General features: G+C 73.3%; 11 protein-coding genes. 6 read left to right on the top strand and 5 right to left on the bottom strand.

The window, feature by feature from the left end:
* Positions 1-194: 194 nt before the first annotated feature.
* Positions 195-1,229 (bottom strand): zinc-dependent alcohol dehydrogenase, encoded by a 1,035-nt coding sequence (locus OG259_RS06230; protein ID WP_328941283.1) that lies wholly within the window; start codon positions 1,227-1,229, stop codon positions 195-197.
* Positions 1,226-2,380, bottom strand: coding sequence for a mandelate racemase/muconate lactonizing enzyme family protein (locus OG259_RS06225; protein WP_328941282.1), 1,155 nt, complete (start codon positions 2,378-2,380; stop codon positions 1,226-1,228). The genes OG259_RS06230 and OG259_RS06225 overlap by 4 nt, the downstream gene beginning before the upstream one ends.
* A gap of 244 nt (positions 2,381-2,624) precedes the next feature.
* Here OG259_RS06225 and OG259_RS06220 point away from each other — a divergent pair, with 244 nt between their 5' ends.
* A complete protein-coding gene (locus tag OG259_RS06220; protein WP_328941281.1) occupies positions 2,625-3,395 on the top strand; it encodes an IclR family transcriptional regulator in 771 nt (256 codons plus the stop codon).
* Positions 3,396-3,417: 22 nt separating this feature from the next.
* On the opposite strand, the gene OG259_RS06215 is transcribed toward OG259_RS06220, so the two are convergent.
* On the bottom strand, positions 3,418-4,695 hold the full coding sequence (locus OG259_RS06215) for an ROK family protein (protein ID WP_328941280.1): 1,278 nt from the start codon (positions 4,693-4,695) through the stop codon (positions 3,418-3,420).
* A gap of 208 nt (positions 4,696-4,903) precedes the next feature.
* On the opposite strand from OG259_RS06215, the gene OG259_RS06210 reads away from it, so the two are divergent.
* From OG259_RS06210 to dgoD, 5 genes are all read left to right on the top strand, one after another.
* Positions 4,904-5,809, top strand: a complete 906-nt coding sequence (locus tag OG259_RS06210; RefSeq protein WP_328941279.1) for an SMP-30/gluconolactonase/LRE family protein — start codon at positions 4,904-4,906, stop codon at positions 5,807-5,809.
* Between the two features lie 585 nt (positions 5,810-6,394).
* Positions 6,395-7,084, top strand: a complete 690-nt coding sequence (locus OG259_RS06205; protein ID WP_328941278.1) for a bifunctional 4-hydroxy-2-oxoglutarate aldolase/2-dehydro-3-deoxy-phosphogluconate aldolase — start codon at positions 6,395-6,397, stop codon at positions 7,082-7,084.
* Positions 7,081-8,043 (top strand): sugar kinase, encoded by a 963-nt coding sequence (locus tag OG259_RS06200; protein WP_328941277.1) that lies wholly within the window; start codon positions 7,081-7,083, stop codon positions 8,041-8,043. The genes OG259_RS06205 and OG259_RS06200 overlap by 4 nt, the downstream gene beginning before the upstream one ends.
* Before the next feature lie 54 nt (positions 8,044-8,097).
* The gene (locus OG259_RS06195) at positions 8,098-8,850 is read left to right on the top strand and encodes an SDR family NAD(P)-dependent oxidoreductase (protein ID WP_328941276.1); all 753 of its coding nucleotides are present in this window, start codon (positions 8,098-8,100) and stop codon (positions 8,848-8,850) included.
* Positions 8,847-9,992 carry a galactonate dehydratase gene (gene dgoD, locus OG259_RS06190; protein ID WP_328941275.1) on the top strand — a complete coding sequence of 382 codons (1,146 nt, stop codon included), beginning with the start codon at positions 8,847-8,849 and terminating at the stop codon, positions 9,990-9,992. Before OG259_RS06195 ends, dgoD begins: the two co-directional genes overlap by 4 nt.
* 63 nt (positions 9,993-10,055) lie before the next feature.
* On the opposite strand, the gene OG259_RS06185 is transcribed toward dgoD, so the two are convergent.
* Entirely contained in the window at positions 10,056-11,639 is a 1,584-nt protein-coding gene (locus OG259_RS06185) for a glycoside hydrolase family 53 protein (protein ID WP_328941274.1), read from the bottom strand.
* 193 nt (positions 11,640-11,832) lie between these two features.
* Positions 11,833-13,854 carry a beta-galactosidase gene (locus OG259_RS06180; RefSeq protein ID WP_328941273.1) on the bottom strand — a complete coding sequence of 674 codons (2,022 nt, stop codon included), beginning with the start codon at positions 13,852-13,854 and terminating at the stop codon, positions 11,833-11,835.
* Positions 13,855-13,862: the final 8 nt, after the last annotated feature.

Here is a 13,862-nt window from a genome sequence, read left to right as displayed (position 1 = left end):
CCTGTCGAACGATCGCTTCGACGGCTCAGCGAGACCGTAACGCGGGCGGGTTGACGTGTCCAGAGAAGTGGGTCAAGAAGATCGAAGCGCTTCGACGGGAGAGGTGTCGCAGCTGAAGCGCCGCAGTTCGCCCGGTTGCCGGGAGCCCGGCGGGGAGAGGGCGGACGCGGAACGGGGTGGCCGCGAGGCCGGGTTCACGGGCGGAGGAGGACCTTGCCCGTGTCCGGGGAGCCGCCGCCCACCAGGGCGAGCGCCTCGCCGAACCCTTCGAACGGGAACTCGTGGGTGACGAGCGGGCCCGGATCGAGCAGTCCGAGCGAGAGGGCGCGGACGGCATCGGCCCAGGCCGCGGAGGAGGCGCCGAAGACGCTGCGGACCTCGAGCTGGCTGACGGAGAGGTGGACGGGGTCGATGCCGGCGGCCCCCGCCGTGAACATGCCGGTGAGGACGACCCGGCCGCCCCGGCGGGCGAGCAGACAGGAGGACGCGGCCGTGGTGGACGCCCCTGCCGTCTCCACGACCAGGTCGAAGTGCCCGGTCTCGCCGTCCGCCTCGGCCGGGGCGAGGGCCCGGGTCGCCCCGAAGTCCAGGGCCCGTGCGGCCCGTTCCGTCCGGGGGGCCACGACGGCCAGCTCGGCCAGGGAGGAGGATGCGAGCCACTGCACGGCGAGGAGCCCGAGCGTTCCGGCACCGACCACGGCGATCCGCTCGCCCGGGCGCGGCCGGCCCGCCCGTACCGCGGCGGCGACGACGGCGGCCGGTTCGAGCAGGGCGGCGGCCCGGAGGTCCACCCCGTCCGGCAGGGGGTGCAGGAGCCGGGCGGGTACGAGGACGTGGTCGGCGAACGCGCCCGGTTCGGTGAAGCCGGTCTCGGCGTATCCGGCCGTGCACAGGCTGGTCTCGCCGTACCGGCAGCGCTCGCACAGACCGCAGGACCGGAAGCCCTCGGCGACGCACGGCCGGCCCAGGAGCGAGGGATCGACCCCGGTGCCGACGGCGTCCACGGTGCCGGACCACTCGTGGCCGGGGACGATCGGATAGCGGACGTAGCCGGGGGCGCGGCGGCCCTCGTACAGCTCGCGGTCGCTCATGCAGATCCCGGCGGCGGCGATCCTTACCCGTATCTCGCCGGGGCCCGGCTCGGGGACCTCCCGCTCGACCAGCCGGTGGGCGCCGGGCCGTTCGACGAGGACGGCGCGGCTCACGGAGGCGGACGCGGCGCGCCTCACTTAGGCTGCCTCTTCTCCCAGCCCTCGGCCCACAGGTCGAACCGGGCTCGCTGCTGCGGGAATTCGGCTGCGGCGTCCGGGTCGAACTCCACCCCGAGGCCGGGCTCGTGGGAGACGGAGAAGCAACCGGTCTCCGGGTCGACCTCGGGCGCGCCGCGCACGACCTTCTTGATCTCCGCGTCCGCGAAGTCGTTGAAGTGCTCCAGGATCTTGAAGTTCGGGGTACAGGCGGCGAGTTGGAGTGAAGCGGCGGTGAGGACCGAGCCGCCGACGTTGTGCGGGGCGACGAGGACGTAGTGGGTCTCGGCGGTCGCGGCGAGCTTCCTGGCCTCCAGGATGCCGCCGATGTGCCCGACGTCGGGCTGCACGATGTCGGCCGCCTGCGACTCGAAGAGTTCCCTGAACTCGATCCGGTCGTGGATCCGTTCACCCGTCGCGATCGGCAGGTCCACCTTCTCGGCCACCTTCGCCAGGGCCTTGAGGTTCTCCGGCGGCACCGGCTCCTCCAGCCACGCGGGCCGGAACGGGGCGAGTTCGCGCGCGAGCCGGACCGCGGTCGAGGGGGAGAAGCGGCCGTGCATCTCCACCATCAGCTCGGTGTCCGGGCCGACGGCGTCCCGTACCGCCTCGATCAGGGCGACGGCCTCCCGCGACCGCTCGGCGTCCAGCTCGTAGTGGCCGTTGCCGAAGGGGTCGATCTTCAGCGCCCGGTAGCCGCGCGCCACGACCTCACGGGCGGCCTTGTGGTACGCCTCCGGGGTGCGCTCGGTGGTGTACCAGCCGTTGGCGTACGCCTTCACCCGGTCGGTCACCTTCCCGCCGAGCAGCTGCCAGACGGGGACGCCGAGCGCCTTGCCCTTGATGTCCCAGCAGGCCGTCTCCACGACCGCGATGCCGGACATCACGATCTCCCCGGCCCGACCGAAGTCCCCGTACTTCATGCGCCGTACGAGGTCCTCGACGGCGAACGGGTCCGAACCGGCGATGTGGTTCGCCTCCGCCTCGCGGAGGTAGCCGAGGAGCGCGTCGGTGTGCCCGAGCATCCGGGTCTCGCCGACCCCGGTCAGGCCCTCGTCCGTGTGGACCAGGACGTAGGTGAGGTTGCGCCAGGGCGTGCCGACGACATGAGTGGTGATTCCCGTGATGCGCACGGTGGTTGCTCCCCGGGGACGCGGAAGTGTTCTTCGAGAGGCCGAATTGTTCGAGATGCCGAATCGCGTTCGATGAATCGGCGAGACCGTAGGCAGCGGCCCGCCGGGGTGTCAATGGGAGCGCGTCCACCCGGCCCGTCCGCGACGGGAGCCGTTGCCGGGCGTGGGGCGCGCCGCTAGTCTCTGTTCGCGATTTCGATCGTGGTACGGAATACCGAACGGACAGAGGCGAGGTGGGGGACCCATGGGACGACTCGTTCCGGCGGTGACCAGGGCATTCGACGTACTGGAGCTCTTCCTGGAGGGCGACGGGACACTGTCCGCCCCCGAGATCACCCGCAGGCTCCAGCTGCCCCGCACGACCACCCATGAGCTGGTCACCACCCTGACCGCCCGCAACTACCTCGTACCGGTGCCGGAACGGCCCGGCCGCTACCGGCTCGGCGTCCGCACGTACCAGCTCGGCAGCCGGTACGCCGAGCAGCTCGACCTCGCGGCCGAGGGCCACCAGGTCGCCCGCGAGGTGGCCGACACCTGCGGCGAGACGGTCCACGTGGCCGTCCTGGAGGACATGGACGTCATCTACATCGCGAAGGTCGACTCCACCCACGCGGTACGGATGGTCTCGGCGGCCGGACGCCGACTGCCCGCCCACTGCACGGCCGTCGGCAAGATGCTGCTCGCGTCCCTCCCGGAGGCGGAGCTCGGCGAGCGCCTCGACGGGTACGAACTCACCGGCATGACACCCCGAAGCCTCACCGACCCGGACGCGCTGCGCGCCGCGCTGGCCGAGATCCGGATCCTCGGGGTCGCCGGCGAGCAGCAGGAGTCCAACCCCGACGTCAGCTGCGTCGCCGCACCGGTGCGGGACCGCACGGGCGGGGTCGTCGCCGCCCTGTCCGTCTCGGTACCGGTGCACCGCTGGAGCGAGGACCGCGAGAACGAACTCACGGCACTCGCGGTGAAGGGTGCGAACGAGCTGTCGGAGCGGCTTGGGTACCGGATCGTGCGCTGAACCCCGGCCCGCCCCGGCCCGGTCAGGCCTCCGCATCGGCGGGTCCGGCGTGTCCGCCGTCCCTTCGCTCCCGGGGGCGGCGCATCCGGCTGACCGGGCCGAAGACCTCCCGGTCGTCGAGGAAGCCCTCCAGGGCGAACGCGGCCGCACCCCGGGTGACCGCGTTGTGCGGCACCGCGCTGCGCCGCAGGGTCGCCGCCCGGTGCGGCAACGGCAGCGCGTGCCGCGTGACCGCCTCGTACGTGGCGGTCAGCAGACGCTCTCCCAGCAGGTCGACGACCTGGTTGCCGAGGACGAGGGCCCGGGGGTTGAGCAGGTTGACCAGATTGGCCACCGCCGCGCCGAGGTAGCGCCCGGTCCGGTCGATGACCTCGGCGGCCGTCGGGTCCTCCTCGGCCGCCGCGCGCGCCAGGGCGGCGACCGTGGCCGCGTCGTCCGGCCCGGCGGCCCGCTCGTCGCCGGGGGCGAGCTCGCGCCAGGTCCGGGCGATCCCCCGGGTGCTGACGTACGCCTCCACGCACCCCCGGTTGCCGCAGGTGCAGAGCCGCCCGTCGATCGCGAGACAGGTGTGGCCCCATTCGCCCGCGCTGTTGGTGAATCCCCGGTAGAGCTGCCCGTCGACGGCGATCCCGGCGCCGACACCGGCCCGCAGGGTGAGCACCACCAGGTCGTCCACCTCCCGACCGGCGCCGAACCACAACTCGGCCACCGTGCTGGCCCGCAGGGGGTTGTCCAGCCGGAGCGGCAGCCCGAGGCGTTCGTCGAGCAGCGCGCGGAGCGGCACCTCGCGCCAGGACCAGTAGGGGGAGAAGGCGGAGACGCCGCCCTCGTGCTCCACCATGCCGGGCACGCTGACCCCGACCCCGAGCACGCGCGCGCGGGGGACCCCGGAGACGCGCAGCAACTCCTCGACGCACCCGGCGAGCTGCTCGACCACGTCGGCGGGCCGGACGTCGTCCGGGGGGAGCGGGCGTTCCACCGAGTGCCGGACCTCCAGGGCGAGATCGAACAGCTCGGCGTGGACGGAGGTCTCGGCGATGTCGACGCCGATCAGCGCGCCCCGGTCGGCGTTGACGGCGAGCCGTGCCCGGGGCCGGCCGCCGCTGGAGTCCTCGTGACCCGCCTCGACGAGGACGCCGGCCTCCAGGAGTTCGGAGGTCAGGTTGGCGACGGTCGCGAAGGAGAGGCCGGTCGCGGCGGCGAGGTCCTGACGGCTCATCGCGCCGGACCCCGCGTAGAAGCGCCGCAGGACCTCGAAGCGGTTGAGGCGGCGAATGTCCTGGGACGTCCGCTTGATCATGGGTGCTGTCCTCCGCTCGTACGGCCCGTACGCACGACCCGCTCGTACGGCCCGTACTTCGGGATCTTATTCAAAGGGTTGGAAGAACTGGAGGGCGGGATATTTACAACCGTTAGACGAACCCGTAGTTTTTCCTTCGCCACACCCCTTCGCCACACCCCTTCATCGCACCACTTCGCCGCACCGCTTCACCGACCGAGGAGGCCAGATGCAGCACCTCAGGGCCGTGCCCTGCTCCCCCCTGCCCGGACGCCTGACGGAAGGGCCCGTATGGGACGCCCGGCGCCGGGAACTGCTCTGGGTGGACATACCCGACGGCCTCGTCCACCGGGCCGCCCTGACCCACGAGGACGCGACGCCGGACCTGGTCGCCGTCTCCACGATCCGCCTCGACCGCCCGGTCGGTGCGGTCCAGCCCTGCGCCTCCGGAGCCCTGCTGGCCGCCGCGGGCACGTCCTTCCTGCGACTGGAGGAGGACCGCCCGGTCGCCGAGGCGGTCGAGCTGGCAGCGCCCCTCCTGCCCGAGGACGGCCTGCCCCGCCGTATGAACGACGCCGCCGTCGACCCCGCGGGCCGGCTCCTCGCCGGAACCATGGCGTACGACGAGAGCCCCGGCGCGGGCGCGCTCTACCGCCTCGACGGCGACGGCCTCGCCACCCTCCTGGAGTCGGTCACCATCTCCAACGGCCTCGGCTGGAGCCCCGACGGCACGCTCCTCTACTACGCCGACAGCCCGACCGGCAGGGTCGACGTCTTCGCGTACGACACGACCACCGGCACCCTGAGCGGACGGCGGCCGTTCGCCGTCCTCGACCGCGGGGTGCCGGACGGGCTCACGGTGGACGCCGAGGGGCGCGTGTGGGTCGCGGTGTGGGGAGGCGGGGAGGTTCTCGCCTTCACCCCCGAAGGCGGCCTCCACGCGCGCGTGGAGGTCCCCGCCTCGCACGTGACCAGCTGCGCCTTCGCCGGACCGGACCTCGACGTCCTGGTCATCACGACGGCGACGGAGGGCCTCGACGAGGACCGCCGCCGGGCGGAGCCGGATGCGGGACGCCTGTTCGTCTGCCGCCCGGGGGCGCGGGGCCTGCCGAGTGTTCCGTACGCCGATCGCTGACTGCCGGTTGCCGACCGCTGACCGCTGACCGCCGCCCCTGACCGCCGATTGCGGACCAGGGGAACGCGGATGGGTCTGCGGGGGACGGCCGGGCCCGTCGGCCGCTCGGCCTGACGGGTTCCTTCGGCGCGCCCGCCGCCGCATTGCCGGAGCGTAGCGCGGTCGTCGACTCCGCGCGCTCCTGCGGGTGGAGCACGGCCGCCGCAGCTCTGCCGGACCGCCGCCGCAGCCCCGCCGGACCGCGTCGCCGTAGCCCGTAGGCCGTCGCCCGGTCGCCGTGGCCCGCCGGTCGGTCCGCTGCCGCGCCGTGCCGCCGGCACGCCATGCGCCGCCCGCCGCCTCCCCACCTCCTTGCTCGTGCCGCCCGGCGGGCAGGCCGCCGCTCCCGGCCGCCGACCCACCTGCCCGGCGGGCTGTCCGCCGCGCCCGCCTGCCCGTCTCCGGACCACCCTGCTCGCCCGCTCGCCTGTCGTCCGCGCGCGCCTGCCATTCCCCGGACCCCGCCCGCTCGCCTGTCCGCCGGCGGACCGTCAGCCGTTCCCGTCCGCCCGTCGCCCACCCCGTACCCCTGAGGAAGCACCGGCCATGACCACCCCGCCCACCCCACCCGCAGCGACCACACCGCCCGACGAGCGCACCCGGCCACACGCCGCCGCCCTCCGGACCGCCCTCGCCTCCGCGCCCGTCATCGCGATCCTTCGTTCCACCTCCGCCACCCGCTTCGCCGAAGTCACCGACACCCTCCTCGCGTCCGGCATCCGCGCCGCCGAGTTCACCCTCACCACCCCCGGCGTGCTCGACGCCCTGCGCGAGTACGCCGCCGACGCACCGCCCGGCCTCGCGCTCGGCGCCGGTACCGTGACCACGCCCGCCGAGGCGGGGGCGGCCGTCGAGGCCGGGGCGACGTACCTCATCACCCCGACCACCTCCACCGAGGTCATCGCCGAGGCGGCCCGCCTCGGCGTCCCGGTGCTCCCCGGTGCGTACACCCCCACCGAGATCCTCACCGCCTGGCGGGCCGGGGCCACCATGGTGAAGCTGTTCCCCGCCGCCACCGGCGGACCCGAGTACCTCCGCGCGATCCGCGCCCCGCTGCCGCACGTCCCCCTGGTCCCGACCGGCGGCATCGGCGTGACCGACGCCCCCGCCTATCTGGCCGCGGGCGCCACCGCCCTCGGCATCGGCGGCCCCCTCGTCGGCGACGCCTGCGAGGGCGGCTCCCTCGCCGCCCTCGGCGAGCGCGCCGCCGCCCTCCTCGACGGAACACGCCGATGACGGCGACCGGACAGCGGCCCGCCCTCGTCACCCTCGGCGAGGCCATGGCGGTGGTCGCCGCGACCGAAGCCGGACCGCTCGCCACCGGCGCGCCCCTCCGCCTCGGCTGGGCGGGCGCCGAGGCGACGGTCGCCATCGGCGTCAGCCGGCTCGGCCACCGGGCCGCCTGGACCGGCCGGGTCGGCGACGACGCCGCGGGCGCGATGGTCCTGGCCGGACTCCGGGCCGAGGGCGTCGACGTCTCCGCCGCCGGTACGGACCCGGCCGCGCCCACCGGTCTGATGCTCCGAGAGCGCCGCACCGCCGACCGGCTCCGCGTCAGCTACTACCGGGCCGGGCTCGCGGGCTCCCGGCTCGCCCCCGAGGACCTCGACGAGGCACAGCTGACGGGTGCGCGGATACTCCATGTCACCGGAATCACCCCGGCGTTGAGCGGCACGGCGCGGGCGGCCGTGGAGCAGGCCGTCGCCCTCGCCCGCGCCGCGGGCGTCACCGTCTCCTTCGACGTCAACCACCGCGAACGCCTCTGGAGCCGCCCCGAGGCCGCCGAGGTGCTGGCCGGGCTCCTCCCGTACGCCGACGTCGTCTTCGCCGGACCGGAGGAGGCCGCCCTCTTCGTACCCGAGGAGACGCCGGAGCGGATGGCCCGGGCCCTCACCCGGCTCGGCCCGGGGCAGGCCGTGCTCAAACTCGGCGCGAAGGGCGCCCTCGTGGCCACGGCGGACGGCGAACTCCATGTCCGGCCGGCCGTCCCCGTCACCGCCGTCGACCCCGTCGGCGCGGGCGACGCCTTCGTCTCCGGCTATCTCGCCGCGGCCCTCGACGGCTCCCCGGTGGAGGGACGCCTGCACCTCGCCGCACTCTGCGGCGCCTTCGCGGTCTCGGTCCCCGGCGACTGGGAAGGCCTTCCGCGCCGCGCCGAACTCGGCCTGCTCGCGGCCCAGGACATCAGTCGCTGAGCCGTTCGCGCCCCCTTCATCCCCTTCCGCACCAGCACTCAGGAACCCACACCCATGAACCGTTTCTCCGGGCAGACCGCCGTCGTCACCGGCGCGGCCTCCGGCATCGGGGCGGCCAGTGCCGTCCGGCTCGCCGCCGAGGGCGCGGCCGTGCTCGTCTCCGACATCGCCGACGGGCCCGGCGAGGCCGTCGCCGCCGCGATCCGCGCCGACGGCGGCCGCGCTGCCTACGTACGCTGCGACGTCTCCTCCGAGGAGGACTGGACCGCCCTCCGTGCCGAGGCCCACGCCCGGTTCGGCCCGGTGAGCATCCTCCACAGCAACGCCTTCACCCACACCACGGCCGCCGCCCACGAACTCCCCGTCGCCCTGTGGGACCGGGAGATGGCCGTCAACCTGCGGGCCCTCTACCTCGCCACCCGCACCTTCCTCGACGACCTGCGCGCCGAGCGCGGCAGCCTCGTCGCCACCTCCAGCGTGCACGCAGACTTCGGCCTGCCCGGATACCCCGCGTACGCCGCCGCGAAGGGCGGGATGTGCGCGCTCGTCCGCCAGTTCGCCGTCGAGTACGGGCCCGACGTCCGCTTCAACTCCGTGCTGCCCGGCCCGATCCTCACCGACGTCTGGAACGACGTCGACGAGGAGGGACGGCGGCTCTCCGCCGACGCCACCGCGCTCGCCCGGCTCGGCCGGCCCGAGGAGGTCGCCGCCGCCGTCGCCTTCCTCGCCTCCGCCGACGCCGCCTACATCACCGGAACCAACCTGGTCGTCGACGGCGGCTGGACCGTGAAGAAGGAGTCCAAGTGAAGATCACCTCCCTGCGCACCTACCTCGTCGCCCCGCGCTGGTGCTTCCTGCGCATCGACACCGACGAGGGTGTCACCGGCTGGGGGGAGCCCGTCGTCGAGGGCCGCGCCCACACCGTCGCCGCCGCCGTCGACGAGCTCTCCGACCACCTGATCGGCCAGGACCCGATGAAGATCGAGGACCACTGGCAGGTCCTCACCAAGGGCGGCTTCTACCGTGGCGGCCCCGTCCTCTCCAGCGCCGTCGCCGGCATCGACCAGGCCCTCTGGGACATCACCGGCAAGGCCCTCGGCGTCCCCGTCTGGCAGCTGCTCGGCGGCAACGTCCGCGACCGCGCCCGCGTCTACAGCTGGATCGGCGGCGACCGTCCCGACGAGGTCGCCTCCGAGGCCCTGGCCCGCAAGAACGAGGGCTTCACCGCGATCAAGATGAACGCCTCGGCGCAGCTGCGGCTCATCGACACCCCCGCCGCCGTCCACGGGATCGTGGACCGGGTCGCCTCGATCCGGGAGGCCGTCGGCGACGAGTTCGACATCGCCATCGACTTCCACGGGCGGCTCACCGCCCCGATGGCCCGCCGCGTCCTCCCGCTGCTGGAGCCGTACCTCCCCTTCTTCGTGGAGGAACCGGTCGTCCCGGAGATGAGCGACCACATCGGCGACATCGTCCGCTCGACCTCGATCCCCATCGCGACCGGCGAACGCCTCTACTCCCGCTGGGACTTCAAGAAGGTGCTCGACCAGGGCATCGCGGTCGCCCAGCCGGACCTCTCGCACGCCGGCGGCATCTCGGAGGTGCGCAGGATCGCCGCCATGGCGGAGGCGTACGACGTCTCCCTCGCCCCGCACTGCCCGCTGGGTCCGATCGCGCTCGCCTCCTGCCTCCAGGTCGGCTTCGCCGCGCCGAACCTCCTGATCCAGGAGCAGAGCCTGGGCATCCACTACAACACCGGCTCCGACCTGCTCGACTATCTGGTCGACCCCTCCGTCTTCCGGTACGAGGACGGGCACGTGGGCCTGCCCACCGGACCCGGTCTCGGCATCGAGGTCGACGCGAAGGCCGTCGAGCGGGCCGCCGAGGTGGGCCACCGCTGGCGCAACCCGGCCTGGCGCCGCGACGACGGCTCCCTGGCGGAGTGGTAGCCAGGACGCACGGAAGGGGCGGGCTCGTTCACGAGCCCGCCCCTCCTCAGGTGTGCGGTCGGGTCAGCGGTGCGCCAGCCAGCCGGCCGCAGGCAGCAGCTTGCTGTCGTAGTCGAACAGGGCCTGGTTCTCCCAGCCGTTGCCGGACGAGGAGTCGGCCGGGTCCCAGCCGTTGCCCGTGACGGCGGTCCAGGCGGGCTCCCAGTAGACGACGCCGAGGCCGCGGCCGTTCGGCACCGCCTCGACGACGTTCATGACGTCCCGCAGCCAGGCCGACTGGCCGGCGCTGCTCGCCGGGTAGCCGGTGACCAGCTCGCTCGACAGGTCGATGATGTTCTCGTGGGCGTCCTCGCTGTCGAGGCGGAAGGGGTACGCGGTCTCGGCGACCATGACCTTCTTCCCGTAACGGGCGGAGATGTCGTCGAGGTTGGTCTGGAGCGAGGACAGGGCGCCGTGCCAGTAGCCGTAGAACGAGAGCGCGATGACGTCGTAACCGACGCCCTGCGCCTTGGCGTTGTCGAACCAGGTGCGGTAGAGGGTGTTGTCGCCGCCGTTGGCGAGGTGCAGAGCGATCTGGGTGCTGGACGAGACCGTCTTGGCGGCGGAGATACCGGAGTTGAGCAGCCCGGCGAGCTGGGGCCAGTTGCTCGTCGAGCCCTCGGGCCAGAGCATGCCGGTGTTGATCTCGTTGCCGATCTGCACCATGTCGGCGGTGGTGCCCTGCGCCTTCAGGGCGTTGAGGACGTCGTACGTGTGGTTGTAGACGTCCGTCTTCAGCTGCGCGTACGAGTGTCCCTGCCAGGCGGCGGGCTTGGTCTGGGCGCCCGGGTCGGCCCAGATGTCGGAGTAGTGGAAGTCCACGAGGAGCTTCATGCCCTGCGCCTTGATCTTCTGGGCGGTGGCGAGGACACGGGCCTTGTCGTTGTAGCCGTCGGCCGGGTTCACCCACACCTTGAGACGGCCGTAGTTCGCGCCCGCGTTCTTGAGCAGGGCGACCGCGTCACCGATGGTGCCGGAGCTCGACCGGTAGGTACCGCCGAGGTCCTCGCTCTTCTTGAGCGCGGAGAGGTCGACGCCCTTGACCGAGAGTCCGGTCGTGCCGGAGGTGAACGTCAGGTCGTCGACGTTGAGCCAGTTCCCGGCGTTGGCATCGGAGTTGACGCTGATCGTGCAGGCGCCTCCCGTCACGGTGATCGGGGTGACGATCCGTATCCAGGAGCTGGAGGTGACCGGCAGGTCGGTGCGCTGCTCCGCGGACCCGCAGTTGCGCAGGGCCAGATAGGCGGAGTTCTGCCCGCCGCCCGAACGCACCCAGGCGCTCAGCGTGTACGTGCCGTCGGTGAGCCCGGAGAGGTACTGGTACGTCTCCACCTTGTACGCGGAGGCCGACCAGTGGCTGAGGCGGTAACCGCCGCCGTGGCCCCCCGCCTCGGTGAACGAGGCGGCGTTCTGGCCGGCGGCCGAGTAGGTCGACCAGCCGGCCGGGGTGGTGGTCCCGGTGGCGTCGCTCTCGAAACCGGCGTTGGTGAGGGTGGCGGCGGCCTCGGCCCGCTGCGCGGCGGGCAGGGGAGCCAGGAGCAGGGCGCCGAGCGCGGCGGCGACGGCCGCGACGCGCGGCCGGAAGCGGCTTCTGGTGGTGGGGTGCATCGTCGAGTCCCTTCGACGGTGGCGGACAGGAGTGTGGTGCGTTTCCCAACGTGTGGTGCGGGTGGTACGGGTGGTGCGGCCCGTGCCGGGGGGCACGGGGGTACGGCTCACCCGGGGACGGCGCAGCGGGTACTGCCGCCGCCCCCGGGGAGATCGGGGGCCGCCCCGCGGAACACGGGGCGGGAAAGGGGGCTCAGGCGTCGAGACGTACGACCCTGACGGCCCCGGCCGGAACCGCGAGCTTGCCGGTCACGTGCGCACCGCCGAGCAGCTCCGTCCCGGCGCCTTCCAGCGGCACCTCGACGTCCTCCCCGGAGTGGTTCAGGGCGAAGACGTACTCCCCGCCCTCCCCGGCCCGTCGCACGACCTCCACGTCACGCGGCAGTCCGGCCCGCGCCGGGACCCCCGCGTCCTCGGACGCGGCGGCGACGATCGCGTCGAGCGACGCCGCGTCGAGCCGGGTGGAGACGTACCAGGCCGTGCCCTGCCCGAGCCGGTGCCGCGTCACCGCGGGTCCGCCGGCGGCCGGCCCGTCGACGTACGTCCACACGGTCTCGGCGCCGCGCGGCCGGACGAACTCCGTCCACACGTCGCCGGTGAGCGACGCGCCGTCGGGTCCGGTGATCCGTACGCGCTGGTCGTCCAGGAGCGGCGACCACTCCTCCACGGTGAGGCCGAGCACGTCCCGCAGCGCACCCGGGTAGGCGCCGGGGTGCACGGCGTCGTGCTCGTCGACGATCCCGGAGAAGTAGGAGACGACGAGCGTGCCGCCGTTCTCGACGTACTCGCGGAGGTTCTGTCCGGCGGCCTCGGTCATGAGGTAGAGCGCGGGGACGACGACCAGCGGGTAGGCCGCGAGGTCGGCCTCGGGGTGGGCGAAGTCGACGGTGAGGTGCCGGTCGTAGAGGGTCTCGTAGAAGCTGTCGGCGCGCTCACGGGCCTCGTGGGCCTCGTTCGGCCGCCACTCCAGGTTCTGCGCCCACCAGGAGTGCCAGTCCCAGAGCACGGCGACGTCCGGGACGGTCCGGGTGCCGCGTACCTCCTCCAGGGACTCCAGGTCGGAGCCGAGGGCGACGACCTCGCGCCAGATCCGGGTGTCGCTGCCGCCGTGCGGGACCATCGCGGAGTGGAACTTCTCGGCGCCGCGCCGGGACTGGCGCCACTGGAAGAACATGGCGCCCTCGGAGCCGCGCGCCACGTGGGCGAGCGAGTTGCGGGCCATCTCGCCGGGGCGCTTGGCCGGGTTGCGGGCCTGCCAGTTCACCCCGGACGTGGAGTGCTCCAGGAGCAGCCAGGGGGCGCCGCCCGCGACGGAGCGGGTGAGGTCGGCGGCCATGGCCAGGTTGACGTGGGTTCGGCGGCCGTCGGTCATCAGATAGTGGTCGTTGGTGACGAGGTCGACCTCGCGGCCCCAGGCCCAGTAGTCGATCGAGTCGCACTGGCTGAGCGCGGTCATGAAGTTGGTGGTGACGGGGATGCCGGGCGCGAGTTCGTGCAGGATATCCCGTTCCGTCCGGAAGTTCTCCCGGATGGTGGCGTCGGCGAAGCGCCGGTAGTCGAGCTGCTGGGCCGGGTTTCCGACGGTGGGGGTGACGCGGGGCGGGTCGATCTCCTCGTACGAGCCGTAGCGCTGGCCCCAGAAGGCGGTGCCCCAGGCCTCGTTCACGGCGTCGACCGAGCCGTACGTCTCGTGCAGCCAGCGGCGGAAGTGGGCGGCGCAGCTGTCGCAGTAGCAGGCGCTGACGGGTACGCCGTACTCGTTGTGGACGTGCCAGAGCGCGAGCGCCGGATGGCTGCCGTAGCGGCGGGCCAGCTCGGTGGTGATGCCCGCGGCGGCCGCGCGATAGGCGGTGGAACTGTGACAGATCGTCCCGCGTGAGCCGTACGAGAAGCGCACCCCCTCGGCGGTGACGGGCAGGGCCTCGGGGTGGGCGCGGTAGAACCAGGCGGGCGGTGCCACCGTCGGTGTCCCCAGGTCGACCCGGACGCCGTGCTCGTGGAGGAGGTCGAGGAGCCGGTCGAGCCAGCCGAAGTCGTACCGGCCCGGCTCCGGTTCGAGGAGGGCCCAGGAGAAGATCCCGACGCTCACCATGGTGACGCCGGCCTCCCGCATGAGCCGGACGTCCTCCTGCCAGACGCTTTCCGGCCACTGTTCGGGGTTGTAGTCCCCGCCGAACGCGAGCCGGTGCAGGCCCTTGGGAGTGGTCTGCGGCATGAGTCTCT

It is taken from the genome of Streptomyces sp. NBC_00250, from assembly GCF_036192275.1.
Lineage (GTDB): Bacteria > Actinomycetota > Actinomycetes > Streptomycetales > Streptomycetaceae > Streptomyces.
Note: the sequence above shows the minus strand (reverse complement) of the source record. Positions and strands in the feature narration are given on the sequence as shown.